At 69.3% G+C, this 24,932-nt stretch carries 25 protein-coding genes and 1 pseudogene; 18 read left to right on the plus strand and 8 right to left on the minus strand.

Annotated features, from left to right (window positions below; genetic code table 11):
- Positions 1–381: 381 nt before the first annotated feature.
- The gene (locus ACTWPT_RS56260) at positions 382–1,596 is read left to right on the plus strand and encodes an ROK family protein (RefSeq protein WP_443185781.1); all 1,215 of its coding nucleotides are present in this window, start codon (positions 382–384) and stop codon (positions 1,594–1,596) included.
- 123 nt (positions 1,597–1,719) lie between these two features.
- On the opposite strand, the gene ACTWPT_RS56265 is transcribed toward ACTWPT_RS56260, so the two are convergent.
- Both ACTWPT_RS56265 and ACTWPT_RS56270 read right to left on the minus strand, forming a co-directional pair.
- On the minus strand, positions 1,720–2,379 hold the full coding sequence (locus ACTWPT_RS56265; RefSeq protein ID WP_443185782.1) for a LuxR C-terminal-related transcriptional regulator: 660 nt from the start codon (positions 2,377–2,379) through the stop codon (positions 1,720–1,722).
- Complete coding sequence (locus ACTWPT_RS56270; RefSeq protein ID WP_443185783.1) at positions 2,312–2,920, minus strand: hypothetical protein; 609 nt, start codon at positions 2,918–2,920, stop codon at positions 2,312–2,314. The genes ACTWPT_RS56265 and ACTWPT_RS56270 overlap by 68 nt, the downstream gene beginning before the upstream one ends.
- A gap of 247 nt (positions 2,921–3,167) precedes the next feature.
- Here ACTWPT_RS56270 and ACTWPT_RS56275 point away from each other — a divergent pair, with 247 nt between their 5' ends.
- The 3 genes from ACTWPT_RS56275 (at position 3,168) to ACTWPT_RS56285 (ending at position 5,364) form a co-directional block, all read left to right on the plus strand.
- A complete protein-coding gene (locus ACTWPT_RS56275) occupies positions 3,168–3,929 on the plus strand; it encodes a hypothetical protein (protein ID WP_443185784.1) in 762 nt (253 codons plus the stop codon).
- Between the two features lie 246 nt (positions 3,930–4,175).
- Positions 4,176–4,601 (plus strand): hypothetical protein, encoded by a 426-nt coding sequence (locus tag ACTWPT_RS56280; RefSeq protein ID WP_443185785.1) that lies wholly within the window; start codon positions 4,176–4,178, stop codon positions 4,599–4,601.
- Positions 4,602–4,752: 151 nt separating this feature from the next.
- Positions 4,753–5,364, plus strand: coding sequence for a type II toxin-antitoxin system Phd/YefM family antitoxin (locus ACTWPT_RS56285; RefSeq protein ID WP_443185786.1), 612 nt, complete (start codon positions 4,753–4,755; stop codon positions 5,362–5,364).
- Positions 5,365–5,404: 40 nt separating this feature from the next.
- Here ACTWPT_RS56285 and ACTWPT_RS56290 read toward each other — a convergent pair whose 3' ends face one another.
- Together ACTWPT_RS56290 and ACTWPT_RS56295 are read right to left on the minus strand one after the other, a co-directional pair.
- Entirely contained in the window at positions 5,405–7,459 is a 2,055-nt protein-coding gene (locus ACTWPT_RS56290; protein WP_443185787.1) for a tetratricopeptide repeat protein, read from the minus strand.
- Between the two features lie 526 nt (positions 7,460–7,985).
- Positions 7,986–8,999 (minus strand): pentapeptide repeat-containing protein, encoded by a 1,014-nt coding sequence (locus tag ACTWPT_RS56295; protein ID WP_443185788.1) that lies wholly within the window; start codon positions 8,997–8,999, stop codon positions 7,986–7,988.
- A gap of 405 nt (positions 9,000–9,404) precedes the next feature.
- Between ACTWPT_RS56295 and ACTWPT_RS56300 the strand changes: the two genes are divergently transcribed.
- The 3 genes from ACTWPT_RS56300 to ACTWPT_RS56310 all read left to right on the plus strand — a co-directional run bounded on the left by ACTWPT_RS56300 (position 9,405) and on the right by ACTWPT_RS56310 (position 11,464).
- A complete protein-coding gene (locus ACTWPT_RS56300) occupies positions 9,405–10,361 on the plus strand; it encodes a tyrosine-type recombinase/integrase (RefSeq protein WP_443185789.1) in 957 nt (318 codons plus the stop codon).
- Positions 10,362–10,606: 245 nt separating this feature from the next.
- Positions 10,607–10,762: a hypothetical protein gene (locus ACTWPT_RS56305; RefSeq protein WP_443185790.1), complete on the plus strand. Its 156-nt coding sequence runs from the start codon at positions 10,607–10,609 to the stop codon at positions 10,760–10,762.
- Positions 10,763–11,074: 312 nt separating this feature from the next.
- Complete coding sequence (locus ACTWPT_RS56310; RefSeq protein ID WP_443185791.1) at positions 11,075–11,464, plus strand: hypothetical protein; 390 nt, start codon at positions 11,075–11,077, stop codon at positions 11,462–11,464.
- Between the two features lie 270 nt (positions 11,465–11,734).
- On the opposite strand, the pseudogene ACTWPT_RS56315 reads toward ACTWPT_RS56310, so the two are convergent.
- A pseudogene (locus ACTWPT_RS56315) lies at positions 11,735–12,271 on the minus strand (recombinase family protein); the annotation flags it as partial.
- Between the two features lie 26 nt (positions 12,272–12,297).
- Here ACTWPT_RS56315 and ACTWPT_RS56320 point away from each other — a divergent pair.
- The 3 genes from ACTWPT_RS56320 to ACTWPT_RS56330 all read left to right on the plus strand — a co-directional run bounded on the left by ACTWPT_RS56320 (position 12,298) and on the right by ACTWPT_RS56330 (position 15,306).
- Complete coding sequence (locus ACTWPT_RS56320; protein ID WP_443185792.1) at positions 12,298–12,465, plus strand: hypothetical protein; 168 nt, start codon at positions 12,298–12,300, stop codon at positions 12,463–12,465.
- Positions 12,466–13,303: 838 nt separating this feature from the next.
- Positions 13,304–13,756, plus strand: a complete 453-nt coding sequence (locus ACTWPT_RS56325; protein WP_443185793.1) for a hypothetical protein — start codon at positions 13,304–13,306, stop codon at positions 13,754–13,756.
- Between the two features lie 365 nt (positions 13,757–14,121).
- On the plus strand, positions 14,122–15,306 hold the full coding sequence (locus ACTWPT_RS56330) for an FAD-dependent monooxygenase (RefSeq protein ID WP_443185794.1): 1,185 nt from the start codon (positions 14,122–14,124) through the stop codon (positions 15,304–15,306).
- Positions 15,307–15,420: 114 nt separating this feature from the next.
- Here ACTWPT_RS56330 and ACTWPT_RS56335 read toward each other — a convergent pair whose 3' ends face one another.
- Positions 15,421–15,657, minus strand: a complete 237-nt coding sequence (locus tag ACTWPT_RS56335; protein ID WP_443185795.1) for a hypothetical protein — start codon at positions 15,655–15,657, stop codon at positions 15,421–15,423.
- 540 nt (positions 15,658–16,197) lie between these two features.
- Between ACTWPT_RS56335 and ACTWPT_RS56340 the strand changes: the two genes are divergently transcribed.
- From ACTWPT_RS56340 to ACTWPT_RS56350, 3 genes are all read left to right on the plus strand, one after another.
- Positions 16,198–16,437, plus strand: coding sequence for a hypothetical protein (locus ACTWPT_RS56340; RefSeq protein ID WP_443185796.1), 240 nt, complete (start codon positions 16,198–16,200; stop codon positions 16,435–16,437).
- A gap of 200 nt (positions 16,438–16,637) precedes the next feature.
- Positions 16,638–17,426: a lantibiotic dehydratase gene (locus ACTWPT_RS56345; RefSeq protein WP_443185816.1), complete on the plus strand. Its 789-nt coding sequence runs from the start codon at positions 16,638–16,640 to the stop codon at positions 17,424–17,426.
- Positions 17,348–18,022 (plus strand): tyrosine-type recombinase/integrase, encoded by a 675-nt coding sequence (locus ACTWPT_RS56350; protein WP_443185797.1) that lies wholly within the window; start codon positions 17,348–17,350, stop codon positions 18,020–18,022. The genes ACTWPT_RS56345 and ACTWPT_RS56350 overlap by 79 nt, the downstream gene beginning before the upstream one ends.
- A gap of 265 nt (positions 18,023–18,287) precedes the next feature.
- On the opposite strand, the gene ACTWPT_RS56355 is transcribed toward ACTWPT_RS56350, so the two are convergent.
- Positions 18,288–19,517, minus strand: coding sequence for a phytase (locus tag ACTWPT_RS56355; protein WP_443185798.1), 1,230 nt, complete (start codon positions 19,515–19,517; stop codon positions 18,288–18,290).
- Positions 19,518–19,639: 122 nt separating this feature from the next.
- Here ACTWPT_RS56355 and ACTWPT_RS56360 point away from each other — a divergent pair, with 122 nt between their 5' ends.
- The 5 genes from ACTWPT_RS56360 (at position 19,640) to ACTWPT_RS56380 (ending at position 24,563) form a co-directional block, all read left to right on the plus strand.
- The gene (locus ACTWPT_RS56360; RefSeq protein WP_443185799.1) at positions 19,640–20,620 is read left to right on the plus strand and encodes a sugar ABC transporter substrate-binding protein; all 981 of its coding nucleotides are present in this window, start codon (positions 19,640–19,642) and stop codon (positions 20,618–20,620) included.
- Complete coding sequence (locus ACTWPT_RS56365) at positions 20,617–21,648, plus strand: ABC transporter permease (RefSeq protein ID WP_443185800.1); 1,032 nt, start codon at positions 20,617–20,619, stop codon at positions 21,646–21,648. The genes ACTWPT_RS56360 and ACTWPT_RS56365 overlap by 4 nt, the downstream gene beginning before the upstream one ends.
- Positions 21,645–22,400, plus strand: coding sequence for an ATP-binding cassette domain-containing protein (locus ACTWPT_RS56370; RefSeq protein WP_443185801.1), 756 nt, complete (start codon positions 21,645–21,647; stop codon positions 22,398–22,400). Before ACTWPT_RS56365 ends, ACTWPT_RS56370 begins: the two co-directional genes overlap by 4 nt.
- A 277-nt stretch (positions 22,401–22,677) precedes the next feature.
- Positions 22,678–23,262 carry an ArsR/SmtB family transcription factor gene (locus tag ACTWPT_RS56375; protein WP_443185802.1) on the plus strand — a complete coding sequence of 195 codons (585 nt, stop codon included), beginning with the start codon at positions 22,678–22,680 and terminating at the stop codon, positions 23,260–23,262.
- Complete coding sequence (locus ACTWPT_RS56380; RefSeq protein WP_443185803.1) at positions 23,262–24,563, plus strand: MFS transporter; 1,302 nt, start codon at positions 23,262–23,264, stop codon at positions 24,561–24,563. The genes ACTWPT_RS56375 and ACTWPT_RS56380 overlap by 1 nt, the downstream gene beginning before the upstream one ends.
- On the opposite strand, the gene ACTWPT_RS56385 is transcribed toward ACTWPT_RS56380, so the two are convergent.
- Positions 24,526–24,909 carry a hypothetical protein gene (locus ACTWPT_RS56385; protein WP_443185804.1) on the minus strand — a complete coding sequence of 128 codons (384 nt, stop codon included), beginning with the start codon at positions 24,907–24,909 and terminating at the stop codon, positions 24,526–24,528. The genes ACTWPT_RS56380 and ACTWPT_RS56385 overlap by 38 nt on opposite strands.
- Positions 24,910–24,932: the final 23 nt, after the last annotated feature.

Genomic DNA, 24,932 nt, shown 5'->3' on the forward strand with positions numbered 1-24,932 from the left:
CTTCGCGTTCGGGAACCACTTGCTGGAGGCGGCGTGCGGGCCTGACGCGGGCGCGGCGACCAGGGCGGCACGGCCGCTCCCGGCGATCGGCGTGGACGGGGGCACGGCCACACCGTGACCGGCGGCGGTGCGGCGCGGGCGGGTCACCGATCGGCGGCCCGCCACAGCGCCGCCGCCCAGAGCTCGCCGGCCATGACGAGGGCCGAAGACGACCTGGACTACTCCGTCGCGCTCGAACGGTCACTGGCCGCTCGGTCAGGCACTTCCGCGGCCTGGCCACCCGCTACGACAAGACCGCCACTTCCTACGTTGCCGTCGTCACCATGGCCTGCCTCCTGCTCTGGCTATGATCATTTGAAGACAGATCCTAGGCTGGCGGGGATGACGAAATCGGCGGCGGGCGCGCGGACGCAGGAGCAGATGCGGCAGCGGAACCTGAGTGAGGTGCTGCGGCGCGTCCATAAGGACGGGGCGGTGTCACGGGCCGCGCTCAGCCGCCGGATGGGCCTCAACCGCAGCACCATCATGGACCTGACCGCCGAACTCGCCGCGGCTGGGCTCGTCCACGAGGGCGTCCCCATCGGGCGGGGCCGCGCCGGGCGGCCGTCCATCGTCGTCATGCCCGAGCGAGGGACGGTGTATGGGCTCGCATTCGACGTCGCCGTGGATCGGCTGCTCGCGGCCCGTGTCGGGCTCGGCGGCCGGGTCCTCGACCGCCGCGAGGCCGTGCGCACCCGCGCCGGGGTCGACCTGGAGGACGTCGTCGGCGTTCTCGCCACCTTTGGTCGAGAACTGGTCGTCGGGGCCGATCCGGGCGCGTTGTGCGTGGGTGTTGGCGCGTCGTATTGCGGGTTGATCAGGCGCGCCGACGGCACGGTCCGGTACGGACCGCACCTCGGCTGGGTGGACCAGGCGTTCGGCGCGGAACTCGCCGCCGGGCTCGGCCTCGGGCTTCCCGTCGAGGTGGGCAACGAGGCGCACCTGGGTGCGATCGCCGAGCACGTGCGCGGCGCGGGATGCGACGTCGACAACCTCATCTACCTGCACGGGGACGTCGGCGTCGGCGGCGGGATCATCGTCGGCGGCAAACTCCTGGACGGCGACGCAGGCTACGGCTGCGAACTCGGGCACATGCTGGTCAACCCGTTCGACGGGCGGCCCTGCCTGTGCGGGTCGCGCGGCTGCCTGGAGGCCGAGGTGGGGGAGGAGGCGCTGCTCGACTACGCGGGACGGTCCGACGAACTCGTCGGACGCGACGGCATCCGGGCCGTCGTCGCCCTCGCCGGGACCGGCGACGCCCGAGCGCGGGACGCCCTCGACCGCATCGGCGACTGGCTCGGCGTCGGCGTCGTCAACCTCATCAACCTGTTCAACCCGGCGCTCGTGGTCTTCGGCGGGATGCTCCGCGATGTCTACCCTGGCGCCGCGCCACGCCTCCACGCCCGGATCGACGCGCATGTCCTGCCGGTGTCGCGCGAACGTGTCCGCCTGGCCGTGACGGCCCTTGGTGACGACACCACGCTCGCCGGGGCTGCCGAACTCGCCTTCGCCAACCTCCTGGACAACCCCCTCAACACGTTGGCCAGCCTACGCTGATGGGACTGTGGCCTGTTCTGAGTTCGGATCTTTAGGCGGGACCAAGGCTTGGGATCCAGCAGGTGGCGCCTCTTAGGCAGAGCCCCGTCCACCTCGTTCGCGGGCACGGCGATGGTCGGCGCGTCAGATCAGCCCGAGCTCCCGGCCCCGCCGTACGGCGTCGAGCCGCGACGCCACGTCCAGCTCGCGGTACAGGCTCCTGGTGTAACCCTTGACCGTGTTCAGCGACAGGTACAGTTCCTGTCCGATCTCGCGCTGTGACAACGGGCCTTGCAGCGCGCGGAGCATCGACAGTTCGCGGTCGGTCAGCTCCTCGAACAGCCGCCCGTCGCCCCGGGCGGCACGCGCCGCGCCGCGGCCCATGCGCTGTTCCGCCGCGGAGATCCGCCGCAGCGTTCCCGGGAAGACGGTGTCGGTGCCGGCGATCTCGGCCGCCTCGGCCAGCACAGCGCGTGCGGCCGCCCGGTCACTGGTCGCCAGCAGCGCGTCGGCCAGGGTGACCAGGACGCGCGCGGTCTGCGAGGGATGCGCCGCCGCCCGTGCCAGCCGCGCCGCCCGCTCCAGCGTCGTACGCGCGAGGTCCGGCCGTCCCGCCTCGTAGGCGAGCCTGCCCTCGGCCGCCCGCAACAGCGCGAGCGCGCCGCCGGCCGCGTCGCCCAGCGCCGCCTCGAGCCCAGCGGCGGCGGGCGCCGACTCGGCGACGACCGACCTGGCTTCATCGACATGGCCCTCGTCGAGCAGGCACATGGCGAGCGCTCCGGCGGCGATCAGCCGGGTGAACACCGGCGCGCCGAGCGCATCCGCGCCCCGCCGAGCCGCGCCGAGCCGCGCCGAGCAACGCCAGCGCGTCGGCCTGCTGATCGAGCCCGGCCAGGACGACGCCCAGCGTCAGCCGCGAGATCACGTAGCCGTCGCGAGTGGGATCGTGCTCCAACTCGACGGCGCGCCGGGCTTCCTCGACGGCGGCGGCCAGCTTCGCGGCCGGCCCGAACGTCGCCCGCAGCGTGCCGATGGCCGCGCGGGCGCTGGTCCACCCGCGCGGTGGCCGGTCGTCGCCGGTCAGCCCAGCCTCCGCGGCGTCCAGGAGCCGGTCGGCCCGATCCGGTCTGCCGCTGAAGCCGGCTGCGGCGGCCATCGCGATCGCCAGACACGGATCGGCGCGAACCGGCGCCTCGTCGAGGCCCTCGGCCAGCCGGAGATAGGTCGCGGCGGCGCCCCCGTCGAGGAACTCGTCGTCCGCTGCGATCAGCAGGTCGGCCGCCTCGCGCTGGTCGCCGGAGGCGATCAGGTAGCGGGACGGCGGTCTCCACATCGCCGTACGCATGCCACCACGCCGCCGCCCGCCGTAGAATCCCGGGCGTACCGGCAGGCGCCACGCGGTCCAGTTCCTGGCGCAGCGCGGCGTGGAAGAGCCGGTGGTAGCGGTACCACTCCCGCTGCTCGTCGAGCGGCACGACGAACAAGCCGGCCCGCTCCAGCGCGTCCAGTCGCTCTGCTGATCCGTCGCAGTCGAGCGCGGCGTCGCACAGCGGACCGGTCATGCGGTCGAGCACCGAGCTACGGATCAGGAAGTGCCGCTGGTCGCCGGGCAGGCGCGCGAGCACCTCGGCGCCGAGGTAGTCGACGACGTGGCGGTCGTCGCCCCGGATGGCCTCCGCACGGCGTACGGGATCGGCCGCGCCGCGCAGGGCCAGGGCCGCGAGGTGCAACCCGGCGGCCCAGCCCTCGGTACGGTCGACGAGCCCCGCGACCTGGTCGGCGTCGAGCGCGACCCGGCCCACATCGGCCACCAGGCCGATCGCCTCCTCCGGCGCGAACGCGAGATCGGCCGCACGGATCTCGGTGAGCTGTCCACGTGCGCGCAGGCGTGCCAGCGGAAACGGTGGGTCGAAGCGCGTGGCGATCAGGACGCGGATCGCCGCCGACAGGTAGGACAGCATGAACTCGGCCGCCTCGTGGATCCTGCGGTCGGTGATCAGGTGGTAGTCGTCGAGCACGAGCACGACTACGCGCTGGGCGTCGTGGGCCGTCAGGTCGTTGATGAGGCTCGGCACGGCGACATCGAGCGGCTCGAGACCGGGAACGCGCAGCGCAGCCATCGCCTCCGCCCCGACGCCCGGGCGGGCGCGCTGAAGCGCCGTGATGACGTAGGTCCAGAATCGCACCGGGTCGTTGTCGGTCTCGTCCAGCGTGACCCATGCGACCTGCCGCCGCCCTGCGCCACCGGCGGCCCACTGGGCCAGCAGTGTCGTCTTGCCCCAGCCGGCCGGCCCGATGACCACGGTCACAGGCGTGAGAGCGTCGTCGAGCATGCCCAGCAGCCGCCGCCGTGACACCGCTGTGGGACGCGTCCAGGGCGGGTTCAGCTTGCCTGTCAGCACGGGCCGGTCATGCGCTGGATCTGTCACCCTGAGTCAGCCGCCTGTCTCACACAAGCGCATCGTACGGCCGTCGCCGATCGCCACCATCGTAGGGGTGCCGCTAAGAACGGTGTCGTCAGCCGCCAACCGCGATGTCTGTACAGGTCAGGAAGGTATGGCTTCGTAGATTCATCGACCCGCCGAACCCATCACAGCTCCTTGGTGCAAGCCGTTTACCTGGGGCATCTCCCTCGTTGGCGGCTGGCGACCCGTTCCTTAACGGCACCCCTCCTTGCCGCCAACGCCGCCCGCAACGCGGCCAACGCCGTCCGCCGGGCGGAGCTCGTGAAGCAGGCCCGCGCCATCGCCGCAGCACGCGCGGCCGACGCCGCACAGGCCCCGGTCGACGTCCGGCCCGCCACCGTGGTGCGCGCCCCCCTGCACAACCGGCTGACCACCCTCATGGCCAAGCACGACGACGGTTCCCGCAGCCAGCAACCAGGAACGCCCGGCCCGACGCGCCCGGTCGAGCAGCAGGCCCGCCCCGCCGGCCCCGCGCGCACCGCCGTCGCCCCGGACCAGCCGGAACGCACCCTGCAGGACCGGCTGGCCGACCTCATGGCCAAGCACGCCAGACGCCGGTAACCGCCCGCCTTAGCGTAAAACGATCAAGAATGGCGTTCGGTTGTGTACACAAAAGGACTCCGTGGGCCGCGCCGGGGCAGTCCGGCCGGAGCTCCAGGCGGTGCCCGGATTCCCGTCTGGCCAGCGCCGGGTTGTGTACACAATGCGGATCATGAAGAAGATCGGGATCCGGGACGCCCGCGCCCGCCTGGCCGAACTCATCGAAGCGGCCGGCGGCGGCGACCCGGTCGTGTTGACCCGGCGCGGCCCGGGCCGCAACGAGGCCGTGCTGCTGCCGGTCGAGGCCGCCGCGGTGTGGCAGCGCCACCTCGCCGTGCAGGAAGCCGAGCGCGAGCGGCGCGCACAGGAGAAGGCCTTGGGCGAGCGGTTGCCAGCGACCAAGCGGGTGCCGCTCTGCCCGTACTGCAAGTCCTCCTTCCTGCAGGTCGCCTACACCGGGCCCGTGGTCAACGCCCTGGTCAACACCGCCGATCCGGCGAGCGGCGTGCAAGACGTCGTCGTCGACACCGACGTCGGCCAGCTGGACAAGGTGGCGTGGGTGCGGTGCGCCTCCTGCTGGGAACCCCTGGCCGACGGACCCCGCCAGCACGGCTCCCCCGCCCACCGCGCGGCCGTCGACATCGCCGAGAACGCCTCCTGGGCCGACGTGCCCTGGGAAGCGACCGACCCGTGGGTGGTCAAAGAGGAGGAGATGGGCCGCTCGTCTCGGCCTGTCAGTAAGGCTGGCCCCACCAGCCGCCATCTGCGACATTCCCGCAGGTAGGTGTGCCGTTGATAGCTCGACCTAGAACAGCGCGCGGGTATCACTCGCCTTTGAGCCGAGCCAGCGCTTGTCGTGCAGCCGCCGTCATCGGCTGGTCGGGTCCCAGCACAGCCTCTATGTGTTCGGCGACGTGCGCGTACTCGGCCCTGGCTTGCGCCAGTGCCCCAGCGGCCTCGTACGCCGAAGCCAGGCCGAACCGGGTGATCAATGTGTCCGGATGGTCTGCCCCGATTACCCGTTCCTGGGCGGCGAGCGTCTGCTCGAATTGCTCGATTGCCTGATCGGGACGCCCGGCCGAGGCGACGGCAGAAGCTAGCCGCCCCCGGGAGACGAGGGTGTCTGGATGGTCGAGGCCCAGAACCCGGGCCTGATCCGCGCTCACCCCCTCGAACAGCGTGACAGCCTCGGCGTGGCGGGCGGCCAGCGAGTGCGCGAGCGCGTGGTTGAAGCGCGTGGTCAACGTGGCCGAATCCTCCGCGCCCAGCACCCGTGCTTGGTCGGCGATGACCTCCTCGAACAGCGCCGGGCAGAACCGGCCTGCTCCGCTGAGGGAGGAGGCCAGCCTGGCCCGCGAGTGCAGGGTGTCGGGGTGGCGGGCGCCGAGGGTCCGGGTCCGGTCGGCGACGACTTCCTCGAACAGGTTCACAGCTTCGTCGAACCGGCCGGCGAACTCGTGGGCGGTGGCCAGTTGGTGCCGCGCCTGCTGCACAGCTGGATGGTCTGGCTCGTGCAGCAGCTCCCACCCCTGGGCCACGGCGGCCAGGATCGGGATGGCCCGCACTCCGTCGTTGAGGTAGAGCAGGTGGGCGGCGATGGCCTGCCGTACCTCCAGGACTACGGCGAGGTGCGCGTGCTCCCACAGGACCGCGGCGTGTCCCGCGACGGCGGTGATGTACGGCAGGCGCCGCCAGGTGTCGGCGTCGGCCACGTCCTCGACCGCGCGCAGGCGCCGGGCAGCCCGCTCGACTAGATCGGCGACGGACTCGACGCTCTCCCGGACGACCCGTTGCACCAGTCGGTGCACCAACACGGTCGAGCCGTCACGGCTGAAGCTCACCAGCGACTGGCCGGCGAGTTCGGTCAGCGAGGCGTCCCGCAGCAGCTCTAGGTCCACGCCGTCCGGTGACAGCACCGACAGCTCCCCCAGCAGGTCCCGCGACGGCCCGCTCACCGCGTGCAGGGCGAGCAGGATCGCCTGTGCCACGCCGCGTGGATACGCCTCGCCCGAGGGGCGAGCCAGGAGCTGGTCGATGGGTTCGCCGCGTAGGCGCTCGAGGTAGGCGCTGTAGCGGATCCGCGGCGGACCGACGATGCCCGCCGCGGCCACGGCCAGCGCCAGAGGCAGCCGGTCCAACTCCCGCACCAGCACCCGTGCCGCGGCCACGTCGCCAGGCCCGACCCGCTCGCGCAGATAGTCGAGTGCTTCCTTGGCGGTGAAGCGCTCGACCGCGACAGGTTCGGCCAGCCGCTCGAAGGCGTGCGTGGTGGAGGTGATGAGCACCCACACGACACCGGTCGCCGGCAACATCGCCGCGACGGCGTCGGGATCGACCGCGTTGTCCAAGACCAGGAGGTACGGCTCGCGCCGCTCGGCCAGCCAGTCGCGCATCCGGCGCTGGACTGCCGCCGGGTCGTCGTCCTTACCTAGCAGGCCGAGTTCGGCCGCCATGGCCTGCAGGGAGTCGGCCAGGTGCTCGGCGGCCAGCCACGCAACGGGAATGCCCAGCTCCAGGCAGGAACGGGCGTGAGCGGCGGCGAGCTGCGTCTTTCCCACCCCTTTGGCGCCGATCAGACAACAGGGTCGGCCCGCGGCGAGGATCTCCTCGATCCGGCCGCGCACCTGTGGCCTGCGCTGGAAGGCCCGGGGCCGGCGTGGAACCTCGCCGATCTCCAGGCGCGTGGTGGAGGCCACCCGTTCGGGCTCGGCGCCCGCCCCGGCCCAGATGGCCAGCGGTGTGGCGGGCACCAGCACGACCAGGCCGACGATGATCCCGGTGGTGTCGAGATCGACGCCGCCGACCACGCAACCCCACCAGGCCAGCGCGCCAGCCGACAGAGGAACCACGGTGGCGATCAAGACGCGAACCCGTCTCACCTGTCGAAGATGCCACACACCTGCTCAAACTGCCACGGGACCTCATCGGGCAGTCGAGGGCCGGATACTGCGTTCCCAGGGGGAGGCCGGGCTGGTCGCGAAGAGTGCCGAGTTTTCGATGTGCATCGGCACTTGGGGGATTTCGGGGACAGGCTAGTGCCGGTACGTCCAGGATGGGACCCGCGATCGTCCAAGCCCGTTCCGCCGGCCTTGGCACCGAATAGATGCGGGAAAAAGGGCCCGAGAGGAATCCGGGAGTCAGCTCGCCGTACCGGCGACTGGCCATTCGGATGCGCTGGCCGCCAGAGGAACCACGGTGCCGATCAGGACTGCGTCATCGTGAAGCCGCCGATCTGGGCCGCCCGTAGCGCCTGTGTAGCAGCCCCAGCGCACGAGACGACGGAACACGCTGAAGCGGGACGTTCCGTCAGGCGGCCAGGAGCCGGACGAGGGTTTGGCGCTCGCGCAGGCGTTCGGCGAGCCAGACGTTGTCGTCGGGCATGGGCCCCCGCTCCGGACGGCTATGTCAGAGACCGGGTCTCCACCACGTGTAGGCATGGCCCGCCTCCACCACGACGCCCGCCTCTTGCGGGTCGAATCCTTCGGGCCAGGTGGTCGACTGGTTGGCCACGACGCCGTCGAGCTGCGCGCCTGTGAGAATGGCCTCTCGCAGACAGGCGCCTTCCACATGTGCCCCGCATAAGATCGCGTCCGTCAAGTCGGCACCTTTGAGACTGGCTCCGGCGAGATTCGCCTTCCGCAAGTCGGCATGACTTAGGTCGACGTCATCCAAACGGGCTTCCGGCATCCAGGCATTGTCCAGCCGCACTCCCTCTAGGTCGGCACCGACCAGGTTTCCTCTGGAGAGGGCCGCCCTCCGCAGGTCGGTGCCGAGCAACCGCAAAGGCTCCTGCTCGTCGGGTCGGATCAGTCCCCGTCCGAGTACGGTGAGCACCGCCTGAACGTCAGCGGCCCTCGTGACTAGATGCGGCATCGCCGCCTCAGGTTCGGTTGCGCCCAGTCCATTGCCCTCGGGGGCCGGTGCGTGCTGTCGGACGTAGGAGCAGAGGATCTCGGCGATGACTCCAACGTCTGCTGCTGAATCCTTGGCAATGCGTGCCAGGGCGTGAATGCCGCCCATGCGGACGACGAGCTGACTGCTTCCAAGCTGATCGACAGCCCGAGTGAACCGGTCGGTGATCTGACCTTGTTGTGCGATGGCGAGTTGGTCCCTGGCCGCTTGGAGCTGTTCGGCCGTCGCGCGAAGGTTTAGCTGGAGCTGCTCACGGCTGACAAGGAACTGACGCCAAGTGACATATGCACCCAGAAACACCGCCAACCCGACCAACGCTTGAAGGAGGAGCCCTCGCGTCTCTTGCTGGGCACGGACTGCGTCGGCAGCTTTATCGAAAGCGTCCCCCGGCGCTAAAGATGAGGGCAGGACGACAACAGCCATCACCAGTACAAACACCGCCCCGATACCGATCAGCAGTCGTATAGGCCAACCACGGCTAATACGCCAGCGGCGTTGTTGACGCATAGGGGGATGATCGCAGTGTGAGGCTGGCCACCACCAGCCCCACTGAGCTTTCATCCCCGGGCGAGGTCGGCCCACGTAAGCCCAAGACCCACATTCACGATCTTGGAGGCCTGGCGCTCGGGTCGACGTCACCCGGGGCAGTGCGCAGCAACGCCGCAGTTGACTGACCGTGAAGCGGGGCGAACGTCAGCGCCTGGTTTCAGCCTGGGCGCTGAGGGATGAATCAGGCGTTCGCGGAGTGATTACGTGGCGATCATCGTAGATCGCGCAGGCGGTGCTGTGACAGGTAATATGTATTACCTGTCACATTGGCCTCTTCGGCCGGAACAACGCCCAGCTCGCGGCGAGCCGGACGGGCCGCGACTCGGCCACATTATGTGTCACATCGAACGCGGAGGTGCCCCGGTGGCGGTCGTCCCCTTCCCCACGCCTGGCGCCGACGCCCCGGCAGGCGGGCAGAGCGTCGCGGCCGCGGTCGGCCGCTTCCTCGACCAGGTGCAGGCCGCCACCACCCGCGCCGGCTACACCGCCACCCTCACCCGCCTGACCGCCCTGGCCAGCACCCGACCCACCACGGAACTGGAGCCTGCCGACTACGCCGCGGTGATGGAGCAGTGGAACACCGCCGCGGCCGCCACCTGGAACCGACACCTGTCCGCGCTGGTCTCCTTCACCACCTGGGCCCAGCGCCAGGAACTGCTCGCCACCAACCCCGCCCGCCGCCTGCAACGCCGCAAACCCGCCCGCCGCGGCGACCGCGCCATCCCGCGCACCCGGCTGGAGACCCTGTTCACCGACACCGAGCACGCCTTGCGGGAGCGAGTGCTCTGGAGACTCCTCTATGAGACAGCCGCCCGGGCCGAGGAGATCCTCACCCTGAACATCGACGACCTCGACCCCGAGTTCCGCCGCGCCCGCGTCATCTCCAAAGCCGGCGCCATCGAGTACGTGCACTGGGCCACCGCCACCGCCCGGCTGCTGCCCCGCCTGCTCAAAGGCCGCACCGCCGGGCCGCTCTTCCTGGCCGACCGGCGCGCCCCTGCCTCCGGAGCGCGTGCGCCCGCCGCCGCCGACATCTGCCCGAGCACCGGCCGCGGCCGGCTGTCCTACCCACGAGCCGAGTACCTGTTCAAGCAGGCCACCGCCGAGCTCGACCCGCACAAGAAGGGCTGGACGCTCCACCAGCTGCGCCACAGCGCCCTGCAGCACCTGGCAGCTGACGGCCGCACCGCGCCCGAACTCCAGGCCAAATCCCGCCACCAGCACCTGGCCAGCCTCGGCCGCTACGTCCGCCTCGGCGAGGAAACCTCCGCCCGCGTCACCACCGAAGCCGACCCGGCCGCCCGCCGCAAAAGCCACTGACCTGCGGTTCGATCCTTAGCGTTACTACCGGCGAGTAGGTTCCCCGGACCCCACTCCGGCCACGCCAGCCGCACCTCGCTGGAGATCTACTCCAAGATCGCGCTCGGGCCCGCCCAGGAAACCTACGACGGCGTCATCGACCAATTCCCCGTGTAGATAACCGCTCACACCCCCCTTGTCCACCTGCGGGAACGGCACAGATGGCGGCTGGTGGGGTCAGCCTTACCGACAGGCCGTCTCGGATCGTGCTGCAGCACGACCTGGCCCGCGGGAAGGTTCAGCGGGTCACCCTGTGGGAGTACATCACCGGCATCACCGACGCCGAACGCGAGACGATGCGCGCCGAACGGCTGGCCCGCGGCGAGCCTTACGACTACGACTTGTGGAACGACGAAGACTGAGCCGATCACAGCCAGCATGCAACGCGGGCAACGTCACCCGCACCAGCTCGGCGGCCGGAGGCCACGAACGTCTCGGCTGACCATTGACTTCCTCGATCGGCACCAGGGCGCAAGCCAGACGCTCAGGCTGCGCGGTCAGGGGAGCCACTCCTCGGTCAAGAGATTGCTATACCGGCGATATACCGGGTTGTGCTGAGCTGACCTTGAACACAAGCAGATCCCGAACAAGGGGGCCCTTCGTTCAGCGGCCTGGAAGATACGGAAGTAATAATGAGTAGCTCTTGGATTTCACGCGGCTTCACGGCCGTTGCTATGGCGGGCATCACTCTGCTGGGAGCACTCCCCGCATCGGCGGCAAGCGATTGGCATTCAGCCCCGCCGACAGACGCCACATCGGTGGGCACCGTGACGGAGAAGAAGGTCAACTTCGGCGGCACATTCACGATCCAGCTTCGCGTGGGGAAATACGGCACGTCCAACTATTTCTGGGCTCGCGCCCCCAAAGATTCCGACGCGCGTAGTAAACTACTTTTCCTTTCGGTCTACAACCCTTCGACCAAAAAGTGGGAGTCATCACCGTATAAGATCATCAGCAACACGAGCTATACCAACGCATACCGGTCCAGGCACAAGTACGGATACAGGGCCTGCGTGAAAACCGGCAGCAGCCCCGCTCAGTGCACCAGCACATGGTGGGTCTGATTACCTGATCGGCCCTCCGCTCCCGAAGGTGTCCCCAGCCCCAAAGTAGGTCCTGGTCGGCCCTCCGCTCGGGCTCTCCGCTCCCGAACGCGTCCCCAGCCGCCAGGTAGCCGGAGTGAGAGAGCACGATTGCGGTTCGTGATCGTGTCGGTTCTGGCTTTCGGCTGTGCCTCACCGACCAGGCGGCCCCGCTCGCGGTACCTGCGGACGATCTCCGCGCAGGCGTCGGCCAGGGCAACGTGGACGGCGGAGCGGGCCGCGCCAGGCTCCCTAAGGCCTGGCGCGGAGCTGCTGCAGGTCGGGGATGTGGTTGTACAGCGTGCCCGGGCTGACGCCGAGCAGCTTGGCGATCGAGGTGATCGAGTTGTCCGGGTTGGGCAGCATGTCGCGGGCGGCCCGCAGGAGTTCCGGGGTGATGACGGTGGGGCGGCCGCCGGTGCGGCCGCGCGCCTTGGCGGCGGCCAGGCCGTCGCGGGTGCCCGCGACGATGAGTTCGCGGATGAACTCGGCGAGCGCGGCGAAGACGTGGAAGATGAGTCGGCCGCCGGGAGTGGTGGTGTCGAGATTCTCGTGCAGGCTGGTAAAGCCGATCTCGCGCTTGCGCAGGTCGCCGACCATGGTGATGAGGTCGGCCAGCGAGCGGCCGTAGCGGTCCAGGCTCGGGACGACCAGCGTGTCGCCCTCGGTCAGGAAGGCATGGCAGGCGGCGAGCTCGGGCCGTTCGGCGGTCTTGCCGGATTTCTTGTCGGCGAACACGCGACGGCAACCCGCGGCTTGGAGGGCGTCGAGTTGGCGTTCCAGGTTCTGGCCGGCGCTGGATCGACCACAGCCGGGTGCCGCTGCCCCTCGACGACATCGCCGACATCCGCGACGTGATCCGGGCGATCAAGGAGTGCATCACCGGCCGGGAGCCGACCACGACGAAGGACGGTCCGCGCTGGCCGCTCGCCGACGAACTGGAGGACCTCATCATGGCCGACCTGCAGGCCGACGACTCCTGACAGCCCCCGACCCCCCTTTTGCTTCGTGAGGGGGTCGGGGGCTCTCTGGCTCTCGCCGTGCACCCGGAACCGGACCGCCGAACCTCAAAGATCAACCGAGAACGTCAAAACAGGAAAGCAAGCCGACCGGAACCGACACAGCAGAACAAAATGATCTTGAGAAGTCAGTGAGCAAGATAGGCAGTAAGTACCCCCAAACCGAAGACGATCACAAGCCCAAGATCAACATCAGTGCTAAGGTATCGACACTTCGCGTCGATACGTCCGGGATGAAAGCTCGCTCACATGTCACCCCGGACGGCATCGGATCTGACGCCTGGCAAAGGCTTGGCTCAGCCGCTCGTCCACGCTTTGAACTCAGGGATCGCGACCACCAGCATGTAAGTTCCGGCAGTAAATGGCCGGGAATCTCCGGAGCTACTCGGCCGGACATGATCTCTTGACGGCAGGAGTACAGCCCTCAGGACCAGTCCTGCCAGAGAATCCTGCCACCGGTGCTCTGGACCCGAAGCGTTAGCTGCCGGGCGGCAGCGGGATCAGTACGCACGGCTGACCGGGCCCTCGATCAGCCCCGCCCGAGAACGCCCAGCCCGGACCGCCCATCAGGTGCCCGCCGAGAAGGAGCATGGGTCAAGGGTTGAGTCAGACGACAGATCCCTTGGACACAGTTCGGCCGGCAGCCGTGCCGACTTTGGTCGTCGGCTGCTTGGTCGTCGAAAACCTAGCGTCTGACTAGCGTCCCACTAGCGCGCTCCGAGTGGTCTGATTGGGACATACCTCCGCCATACCGCGTCTCCGTATGGTCTCACCTCGACGGGAAATCAACGGAGGGAACCATATGAAGATCATGCGTACCGCGGTCGTCGTCGGGGCCATGGGGGCCGTGGCCATGATGGGCGCGCCCGCGCATGCGTCGGCGTCGGTGACCGCGTCCGCCTCGGCGTCCGCGCCGGCGGCGTCGGTGACCACGTCGGCAGCCAAGGCCCTCGTCGCGACCTGTTCGAAGGGGTCCTACAGGCTGAAGGTGACCGTCACCTACATCAACACGACGTTTGGGCACCGCTTCAGCCGTGTCCACTGGACGGCCTCCGGAGGCCCCACCACGGTCAAGGTCAGCCTCGTCCAGGATCGGGGCGGCCTTCCGGACGCCGAGTTCCTGGCGACCGTGATCACGGGCAACGCCGGCAACAGGGCGATCTCGGCGACCCGGCCGATGGCGCATCGGGTCTTCGTGAAGCTGGCCGGTAGGAACGGTGTCACGAGCTGCGTCGGGCAGAGCGGCGTCATCTGATCCGGACCGCTCGGCGCCCGCCGTCGCGAGAGACGGCGGGCGCCGGAGGTCAGGGCGAGGGGTGGGGGAGTTCGAGGTCGGCCACGATGGGGAAGTGGTCGGAGGCCATGGGGCGCACGCTACAGGGGGTGCCGCTAAGAACGGTGTCGTCAGCCGCCAGCCGCGATGTCTGTACAGGTCAGGAAGGTATGGCTTCGTAGATTCATCGACCCGCCGAACCCATCACAGCTCCTTGGTGCAAGCCGTTTACCTGGGGCATCTCCCTCGTTGGCGGCTGGCGACCCGTTCCTTAACGGCGCCCCTACCACACCTGTCTGCTACTTTGTGCCATGGATTGATTGCAATGCGTGGCATAGGGGGCTGGTGTGAAGGTTGACTGCGTCGGCGGCGGACCCGCCAGCCTGTATTTCGCGGTCCTGATGAAACGAGCGGACCCGTCCCATGACATCACCGTCCACGAGCGATACCCGGAAGGCTCGACGTACGGCTGGGGAGTGACTTACTGGGACGATCTCTACAACAATCTCCACTCCGCCGACCCCGAGTCCGCCCGTGCCATCGGCGACGACTCGGTCCGCTGGGACACCTGGGTGGCGCACGTCCACGGCCACCGCCCGCCGAGCCTGGTGGAGAACTGGGACGTGGGCTTCGGCATCAGCCGGAGTCGGCTGCTCGCCATCCTCGCCGCCCGCGCCCGCTCCCTCGGCGTCCGCCTCGAGTACGAACGCGAGATCACCAGCGAGGAGGAACTGACCGGCGCGGACCTGATCGTCGTCGGCGACGGCGTCAACAGCGCGCTGCGCCAGCGCCACGCCGGCCACTTCGGCACGGAGGTCGCGGTCGGCCGCAACGCCTACCTCTGGCTCGGCACCACCAAGGTGTTCGACTCCTTCACCTTCGCCTTCGTCGAAACCCCGCACGGCTGGATCTGGTGTTACGGCTATCGATACAGCAATGAGCGCAGCACCTGCATCATCGAGTGCTCACCCGAGACCTGGGCGGGGCTCGGGTTCGACCAGGCGAATGAGGCCGACAGCTTGGCCCTCCTGGAAAAGCTTTTCGCCGACATCCTGGACGGCCACTCGCTGATCGGCCAGGACGCCGCCGGCGAGAGCGCCCGCTGGCTGAACTTCCGCACGCTGACCAATGAGAGGTGGCACCACGGCAACCTCGTCCTGATCGGGGACGCCGCGCACACCACCCACTACTCCGTCGGCGCGGGCACCGCACTCGCGTTCAGGGACGCCGCCTTCCTCGTCTACGCGCTGCACGCCAAGCCGCGGCTCGAGCCCGCACTCGAGTTCTACGAGCGGGAGCGCCAGGCCGAGATCCGGCCCATGCAGAAAGCGGCCCGCAACAGCGCCCGCTGGTACGAGAGCCTCCCGCGCTACGCCAACCTCCCATCGGAACAGCTGCTCGCCCTGCTCGCCCAGCGGCACTCGGCGCTGCTCCCGTACGTGCCGCCCCGGCTGCACTACCGGTTCGACCAGGCGCTCAAGCACGCCGCGTGGCTCTGGTCGAAGATCGCATCCCGCGGAACGCCCGGATGAGCCGATCACGTGGACCTGGCGGAACAAGGCCCCGAACGAGTCGTGGCTGCTACGACGCCCAATGAGGGCCTGGGTCTGCAAGCACCGCTCCGGCCGCTGCAGCTCCCGCAATGATCAGCCCGATCGAGCGGGCTGGCGCCGGGCTCCACGTACGACTTGAGCCGCATCAGGTCCTCCTTGAGCTTGGTCGCCGGGGTCCGCGTCCAACAACCGCGCGACCGCATGGCCGGCCGCGCCCACCACCGGGTTGTAGGACAACTGCACCTGCACGCGCGTCCTGCCGTCCTCTTCGGGCGTCAGCTGCACCGTCCCGGCGTGGGCGATCAGCTGACCCTCGGCGGCCTTCCACACGATGTGCTTGCCCTCCTCCCTGCTGGTCTCGATGGCGTCGAACGGGATGACCGACCGGCCGGGCCGGCCCCACCTGACCGTTCCGGTCTTTCGAGGTTTTCCGGCCCTGCCGTGGCCGGCGCCACCGGCAATTCCCGGGCCCGCGGCCTCAAACAGCAGTCCCGTCCATATGCCGGTTTATTGCACCTCGAATGGTGCCTTTCTTGCTTTTTGCCGCCGACCTGGGATGGCGTTGGGGGAGGCGGGGAAGCCGCTTCTCGCATCTGCGGCGCGCACGAGTGTCGCCTGGCCAGAGTGGAAGATCGGCAACGTCTGCACATCCCCCGAGTCGTCGGGCAATTCGCTAATTACGTAGATGTAATGACATCTGCGGGAATTAAGCTTTGCCGCGCGCCGGGAGACTCCACCGGACACCGCCATTACCGTGAGAAATGTTCAGCGCCGTATCCGGCGCATCCCAGGGAAACCCGGATTCGACGCTCATCCTCCGCCCAGCGACCCCGCTGGGACGCGATCATCGCCTAAGGGAGTGATCTTTAGATGCTAAGGCGCCTTCTGCTCACCGCATCGCTCATGGCCTCGACCTTCTTCGTCACAGGAGCGGTCACCGCCCCGGCCGTAAACGCCGCCACCACCTGCGCGTCCAGCTCCCAGCAGGCCATCGCCGAGGACAGCGCGAAGAAGTGCGAGTGGCGGTGGTGGCACGGCAAGCGTTGCTACTTCTGCAAGAGCGAATTCGGCCACTGGTACCTCGTATCCTGCAAGAAGAAGAGGCACTAGAGCCATCATGGTCACCGTTCGCCCCGCGAGTACCACCTCGCGGGGCCAGCTGCGCCGCCCGCGGCTCACGCCACTGCGCCACGCCGCATCCCGTACACCTGACACAGCTGAGCGATCTGCCCCGTGATGCGCCGCTCGTAGTCAGGGGAGGGCAGCCCCGAACGGTCGTACAGCTCCTGATAGCGAGCCGCCAGATGCGGATGCCCGTCAGAGACCGACGTTCCGCATGGCGTTGTCCCGCCAGCGATCCACCGCCCGGATGTTTCGCAACACGACGGGTGACCCAGGCTGCCACCGACCATGGCGCGCGATCACCGACACCGGCACCCCGGCCGCGTACGCCACCGTCGCTCCCCCCGGCCCGCAAGCTGTGCGCCGTGAACGACGTGCTGGCCGCCGACACCGCGGTGGACGGGCGGATCAGCCTGCCGCGCACGGTGCTTGACGAGGCAGCCGCAGCCGCGTCGGTACTGCTGCGCCTGACCACGCGCCCGTTCGGGCCTGAGGTCTGGCGGGACTTCCATCTGGCGTTCCGGGCCCGATATGGACCGGGCGCTCTTGTGCCAGTACGTGAACTGATCGCCGATTCAGGGCTCGGGCCTCCCGCCGGATTCCTCGGCGCGGCGCGTGAGCGGCCTCTGCGACCTTTGAGCGACCGCGACAGCACACTGCTGGCGCTCATTCAGCAGGCCGCGGTGGATGGCCGCCCAGAGATCACGCTGACCGAGCCGCTGATCCGACAGTTGACGGTCGGCGACCCCGCCGAGATGGTCGTCCCGCAGCGCGCCGAGTTGCCCTTCCAGGTGGATGCGGAATCGGCGGATGCGGTCGCACGGGGGCGCAGAGTCGGCCGAGGAAGGTGCCAGGGAACTTTACAGTCTGGCTGGCGACACCGCGCCCGTCGCCGGTCATGGTGTGGACGCCCGCTCAGCTCGGTGCGTTCCTCGATCATGCAGCGACCGACAGGTTGTATGCCTTGTATCACCTGATTGCGTTTCGTGGTCTACGCCGCGGCGAGGCGTGCGGTGCGCGGTGGATTGACGGGGACCTTGACGAGAGTCTGCTGGCCATGGTCAAGCAGCTGGCCAACGTCGGTCGAATGGTTAAGGAGGGTGCGCCTAAGACGCACTCTTCGAGCGCCGTGGTCGCGCTGGACAATGCCACGGTGGCAGTCCTTCGAGCACATAGGGCGCGACAGAACGAGGAGCGGTTGGCGTGGGGCTCGGCTTGGACGGACACAGGCCGGATCTTCACGCGTGAGGACGGCCGCGATTTGACGCCCGACTGGGTCAGTACGCACTTTGAGCGGCTGACGTTCAAGGCCGGCCTGCCGCCAATCCGACTGCATGATCTCCGGCATGGTGCGGCCACGCTGTCACTGGCGGCCGGGACCGACATGAAGACGACGTCGGCGATGCTACGGCATTCGAGCATTTGGATCACTGCTGATCTATACACGGCGGTTTTGCCTGATGTGGCGCGGGCGGCAGCCGAAGCCAGCGCTGCTTTGGTGCCTCAGACGGTCACGGTGGGGGAGTCGTTCGGGACAAACGGTCTTCGTGGCGTAGGTTCCGACCGTCAATAGGGAGAGATCAATGGAAGTGCGATCGCTTGGCGACCGTGTCTGCCGGAGGACCGTCTCGAACTCGCGGTCTCCCTTCGGTCGGTGGATTGCCACCGGCGCCGGGGAAGATCGGATAATCGCAGCTCAAGTGAGGTGAGGCGAGGCAGAGCGGCTTCGCTGTTGACGGACGCGAAAGCCGCCGTTCTGCCCCGCCCGCGTCTTCAGACTGGTGAGGAACATGCAGGTCAACGCTGCAATGCTGCCGGAACTTGAGGGGTCTGTTCTGCTATTTGAAGGAGTGGGCCACCTTCCGCCAGTCCACGAACTTGAAGTTGGTGACCTCCCGGTCGCCGTCCGGCTTGCTGTCGGCACCATCGTGCACCACCAGCAGGCCCTCGGGGAAGGCATGGCCGAGTGGGGCGCTGGTGGCCATCGCGCCGTCGCTGGCCTCGGCGCCGTCGGCGCGGTCACCGGGGGCGACCCGGAACTGGCCGAGGTAGGCGTTGCGTCCCGCGCGGTCGTAGACGGCGAAGGTGTCGTCGCCCTGGCTGGAGGCTAGCAGGTAGCCGCTGTCGCGGCCGGTCTCGTAAACCGTCAGGCCCTCGGCGTCGGCCGCCAGGTGCTCGCCGCCGTAACCGCGGTCCTGGCCGGGCGCGCACTCCTCGGTCGCCGGGTCGTAGGTGTCCTGCCTGCCGTACTCCTTGACGCGGTCCATCAGGACCGGGCGGTCGGTCAGGTCCGCGCGCAGGCGCCAGATGCCGACGTCCTCCTGCGCGGCGTAGAGCACGCCGCGATCCACGACCATGCCCTCGACCTGCGGGAGCTCGCCCGGCTCCAGGCAGGGCGTCCATGTGGAGCCGTCTGGGAGGGCGAAGCTCGACGGAAGGTCGAGGGTGCGGACCTTCCGATAGGTGACCTTGCCGCCGGGCGCGGCGACCAGCTCCAGCAGGCCGAGCCTGGTCTCGTGGCGGCGGCTGACCAGCACCTGCGTGCCGGTGACGGCCAGCCCGTAGGCGGTCTCGGCCGCGTCGACCTCCTCCTGGGTGTTGTTGAAGACGAACGGGACCGCGGGGTCGGTGACGTCGGTCAGCGGTGGCTGCCCGGCGGCCGCCTTGGCCGGGTCGATGGCGTAGACGCGTAGCTGGTCGCGGCCCCGGTCGGAGGCGACGGCCAGGTCGACCTTAGTGCCCGTGGACAGGCGGAAGCCGCGGACGAGGTCGACGTTGTTGAGCCGGCCCGGCTCGTGATCGGGGCCGGGCGGCGGCTGGGCGGGAACGTGCTGGAGCTGGGCGCCGGACAGGGAGTAGGCGTACAGGCCGCCTTCCTTGGCGGTGGCGACCACGACGCTCTTGCCGGGACGCGTGGGGTGCACCCAGATCGCCGGGTCGTCGCCGTTGGCGTGGCCGCCCGCGTCGTCGTCGTACAGGGGCGGGGTCTCGGCGGCGGCCGTGACGGTCGCGACGCCGGGGGAGAGGGGGGTGAGCAGCAGCAGGACTGTGGCGAAAAGTGGACGCACAAGCACCTCCGTACGGTCGCCGCTCTCCGTGAACGAATGGTGTCGGTATTCGTCCTTATGTCTATACAAAGAGTTGACATTGAGGTACAACCGGGCCAAGCCGTTGGTCTTGGAGGTGTCCTATGAGACGTACCCCGATCGTGCTGGCCCTGCTCGGCGCCCTCGCCGTGACCGGCTGCTCCTCCGGAGGACAGACCGCGCAGAGCGCCCCACCCGCTTCATCCGCGGCCCCGCAAGCAGGCGGCGGCGCCCGCTTCGCCGTCATCACCCACGGAGCGCCCGGCGACTCCTTCTGGGACGTGGTCAAGAACGGCGCCGAGGCCGCGGGCAAGCAGTACGGGGTGAGCGTCACCTACCAGGGCGACGGCGACCCTGCCAAACAATCCCAGCTCATCGACCAGGCCGTGTCCGAAAAGGTGGACGGCGTGGTGGTCTCCATGGCCAACCCCGACGCGCTGAAGGAGGCCATCGGCAAGGCGGTCGCCGCGAAGATCCCGGTGGTGACCATCAACTCGGGCGCCGACTCCTCCAAGGCGTTCGGCGCCATCACGCACGTCGGCCAGTCCGAGGACGTGGCCGGGCGCGGCGCGGGGGAGCAGCTCAAGGCCGCCGGCGTCACCAAGCTGCTGTGCGTCATCCACGAGGCCGGCAACGTGGGCCTCGACCAGCGGTGCAAGGGCGCCGAGGAGACCCTCGGCGGGACCGTCGAGCGGCTGCAGGTGGACGTGAGCAACCTGGCCGACGTGACCTCCAAGGTCACCGCCAAGCTCCAGTCGGACCAGCAGGTCAACGGCGTGCTGTCGCTCAACCCGGCCATCGCGATCGCCGCCAGGGACGCGATCAAGGACTCGGGGTCGCAGGCCAAGCTGGCGACGTTCGACCTGTCGGCCGACGTCGTGGACGCGATCAAGGCCGATGAGGTCCTGTTCGCCGTGGACCAGCAGCAGTACCTGCAGGGCTACCTGCCGATCACCTTCCTCAACCTGTACAAGGCGAACCTCAACACCGTCGGCGGCGGGTTGCCCGTCAACACCGGGCCGGGGTTCGTGACCAAGGACAACGCCGAGCAGGTGGCCAAGCTGGCCGAGGCCGGCACCCGATGACGGTCACGGCCGACGAGCGGATCGCCCCCGTCGGGCTGGCCCGCCGCCTGCTGATCCGGCCCGAGCTGGGCGCGGTCGTCGGCATGGTGGTGGTGTTCGCGTTCTTCGCCGCCCAGTCGCCGGTGTTCCGGTCGCCGGCCGGCATCGCGAACTGGCTCGACCCGGCGGCCACGCTCGGCATCATGGCGGTCGCGGTCGCGCTGCTGATGATCGGCGGCGAGTTCGACCTGTCGGCAGGCGTGCTCACCGGCACGAGCGGCCTGATCCTGGTCACCCTGGCCACCCGCTTCGGGTTCAACGTATGGCTCGCCATGCTCGCCGGGCTGGTCGTGGCGTTGGCCGTCGGCTTCGCCAACGGGCTCGTCGTGACGCGGACCAAACTGCCCAGCTTCATCGTCACCTTGGGCACGTTCCTGATGCTGCAGGGGATCAACCTCGGCGTCACGAAGGCCATCACCGGGACCGTGCAGGTCAGCGGCCTGCGCCGGGCCTCCGGGTTCGAAGGCGCGAACGCCGTCTTCGCCGGCACGATCGAGATCGGCGGGACGTCGTTCCGGGTGGCGATCCTGTGGTGGATCCTGGTCACCGCGGTGGCCACATGGGTGCTCATGCGGTCCAAGGCCGGCAACTGGATCTTCGCGGTGGGCGGCAACGAGCAGGCCGCCCGCGCGGTCGGCGTGCCGGCCGCCCGTACGAAGATCGCCCTGTTCATGACGACGGCGTTCGCGGCGTGGCTGGTCGGCTCGATCCTGGCCCTGCGTTACACCTCCGTCCAGGCCAACATCGGCATCGGCCAGGAGTTCATCTACATCATCGCGGCCGTGATCGGCGGCTGCCTGCTCACCGGCGGGTACGGCTCCGCCGTCGGAGCCGCCATCGGCGCGGTCATCTTCGGCATGGCCGACAAGGGCATCGTGTTCCTGGGCTGGGACGCCGACTGGTTCAAGTTCTTCCTGGGTGGGATGTTGCTGCTGGCCACGCTGGCCAACCGGCTGGTCCGGCGCTACGCCGAGGAGGTGCGGCATTGATCCTCGAGACCCGGGGCATCGGCAAGTCGTTCGGCTCGGTGCTGGCGCTGCGCGAGGTGTCGATGGGCGTGGCGGCCGGGCAGGTCGTGTGCGTGCTCGGCGACAACGGCGCGGGCAAGTCCACGCTCATCAAGATCCTCGCCGGGGTCCACCAGCACGACGCGGGCACGCTGCTGGTGGACGGCGCGGAGGTGCGCTTCTCCAGCCCGCGTGACGCGCTCGACCGCGGCATCGCCACCGTCTACCAGGACCTGGCGATGATCCCGCTCATGTCGGTCTGGCGTAACTTCTTCCTCGGCTCCGAGCCGACCAAGGGCCTGGCCTTCGACGTGGCCACGGCCCGCCGGGTGGCCCGCGAGGAGCTGAAGGCGATGGGCATCGACATCCGCGACGTCGACCAGCCGGTCGGCACGCTGTCCGGCGGGGAACGCCAGTCGGTGGCCATCGCCAGGGCCGTCCACTTCGGCGCCCGCGTGCTCATCCTCGACGAGCCCACCTCGGCGCTGGGCGTCAAGCAGGCGGGCGTGGTGCTGCGCTACATCGCCCGGGCCCGCGACCGGGGGCTCGGCGTGGTGTTCATCACCCACAATCCGCACCACGCCTTCCCGGTGGGGGACCGGTTCCTGCTGCTCAACCGGGGGACCAGCATGGGCGAGTACGCCAAGGCCGACATCACGCCGCAGGCGCTGACCTCACTCATGGCGGGTGGGGCGGAGCTGGAGGAGCTGGCGCACGAGCTGAAACGACAATGACCGGAATTTGAGGGTTTTGGGCGATACCTCGGACGTGCTCGGAGGTAGGAAGGGCGTGAAGCGAGAGGCCGGGAGGTTGTCTTTGATCTACAACGTAAAGGCGTCCGGCGTGTTGCTGCTCGGACCGTTATTACCCAACGCACGCCGAGGCCCGGAGGGGAATGCCTCCTCCGGGCCTCGGCATGCCGCACCTAGGTAGCCGTGGCTCCAAGAATTGCAAACACTTCTTCGCGAAGAGGTCTTTGCGAAGGACTGTTTGCAGTTTAGCCTTCGAGGCATGACCGATCCCCGAGAGAGCGTGGTCGTCCTCGATGCCAGAGGGCTGCGGGCGCTGGCCCATCCGGTCCGCGTACAGCTCGTCGACCTGCTGCGCAAGCACGGCCCGTCCACCGCCACCCGCCTGGCCGAGCGGCTCGGCGTGAACTCGGGCACCGCCAGCTACCACCTGCGCAGGCTGGGCGCGGCCGGGTTCGTCGAGGAGGACACCGAGCGCGGCAACGCGCGGGAGCGCTGGTGGCGCTCCGTCCACCGGATCACCCGGCTCACCGACGAGAACGGGTTGTCGGACCGGGAGCCGGAGGCGGTGCTGACGTACATGCAGTCCATCGCCGCCCTCTACAACCTGCGGGTCCAGCAGGCGCTGAACGAGATGCAGACGATGCCGCGGCCGTGGCGCGGCGCGATGGACCTGAGCTCCCACACCCTCCGCCTCACCGTGGAGGAGGCGCGGCGGCTGCGGGAGGACCTTGGCGAGGTCTTGGCGCGCTACCGGCGTGACGGCGAGGAGGCGCCGCCGGGCGCGGCCCGGGTCTACCTGATGACGCAGGTCCTGCCCGAGCCGGACACCGCAGAGGAGCCGTGATGGAGCCGCGCCGGTTCTTACGGCCGATGGCCGGAGTGCTGGCGGCCATGGCCGTGTCGCTGACCGGGACGCGGGTGTCGGCCATCGCGCTGCCCTGGTTCGTGCTGACGACCACGGGCAGCGCGGTGTGGACCGGGGTGGTGGCGTTCGCGGAGATGGCCCCGTACGTGCTGGTCAAGGCGTTGACGGGGCCGCTCGTCGACCGGGTGGGACCGCGCCGGATCTCATGGGTCGCCGACGTCGTGAGCGCCTTGGCCGCCGTCGCGGTGGTCCTGCTGTACATGCTCGGCCGGTTGCCGCTGGGCGTGATCATCGTGTTGGTCGCCGTGATCGGCGCGGCCCGCGGGCCGGGAGACCTGGCCAAGGAGGTCATGGTTCCGGAGGCGGCCGAGCGCGGGCGGGTGCCGCTGGAGCGGGCCACCGGGCTGATGGGCGTGACGGACCGGCTGGCCTCGACGGTGGGCCCCGCGGTGGGTGGCGCGCTGGTGGCGCTGCTCGGCTCGCTGGGCGCCCTGGGCGTCAGCGCCGCCTGCTTCGCGCTCGGGTCGATGATCGTCGCGGTGGCGTTGCCGCGCGGCATGGGACATCGCACGCAGGAGCGGGAAGCGCGCGAGGGATACTGGCGGCGCTTCGGCCAGGGCTTCGTGTTCCTGCGCGGCGAGCCGCTGCTGCGCGCGATGATCGTCATGGTCGCCGTCACCAACCTGTTGGACGCGGCCTACGGCCAGGTGCTCGCGCCCGTGTGGGCGAAGGAGTCCGGCCACGGGCCCGCCGTCCTCGGGCTGAACAACAGCGTGATCAGTCTGACCGCGGTCGGTGGCAGCCTGGTGGCCGCCGCGATCGCGCACCGGATGCGGCGCAGGCCGGTGTTCTTCGTGGCCTTCCTGCTGGCCGGGCCGCCGAAGTTCGTCATCCTGGCCGCGGACGTGCCGGTGCCGGCGGTGGTGGCGGTGCTCGCGGTGAGCGGGTTCTGCGGCGGGTTCCTGAACCCGATCCTGAGCGCGATTTCCTACGAGCGGATCCCCCGGCACCTGCTCGGCCGGGTGAACGCCCTGGGGAGCTCACTGGCGTGGGCCGGCATCCCGCTGGGCGGGGTGCTGGCGGGGGTGGCGGTGGCCGGCGCGGGGCTGGCACCGGTGCTGTTGATCTGCGGCGTGGCCTACGCGCTCGCCACGACCTTGACGGGATTGCGGCCCGCCTCCCGCGACATGGACCGGCTCCGCGGCCATGGAGTGCCTGTCCCAGTTGTGGAGCAGGGGGACGTCACTGAGGGGAGTCGATCCTCGGGTCGCCCTCCGTGACGAACAAGCCGCCGTCATCGCCCCCGACGGGGACCGGCCGCTCCGCGATGACCCGGGGCAACATCGCGGCGACTTCGCGCGCCAGGAGAGGATCGGCACGGAACGCCGCCACGATCGCCAGCTTCAACGCCTTATGACTGGGCGCGTCGTCCGGCTTCGCCTCGGCCACCGCCTCGATCACCGCTTGGGAGGCCGCGTCGCCGCGGCCGAACACGCGCTGCAGGATGCGGGCGCCGCGGGCGACGGGAGTGTCGGAGGCCAATTCGCTGGTCCTGGCCAGCACGCTCACGCCATAGGCGCCGATCGCCGAGGTGACAAAGGGCATGACGTCGTTCGCAATGTCCATGGAGACCCTCCCCGAGGTCTTGA

It is taken from the genome of Nonomuraea sp. 3N208 (genome assembly GCF_052245935.1).
GTDB lineage: Bacteria > Actinomycetota > Actinomycetes > Streptosporangiales > Streptosporangiaceae > Nonomuraea.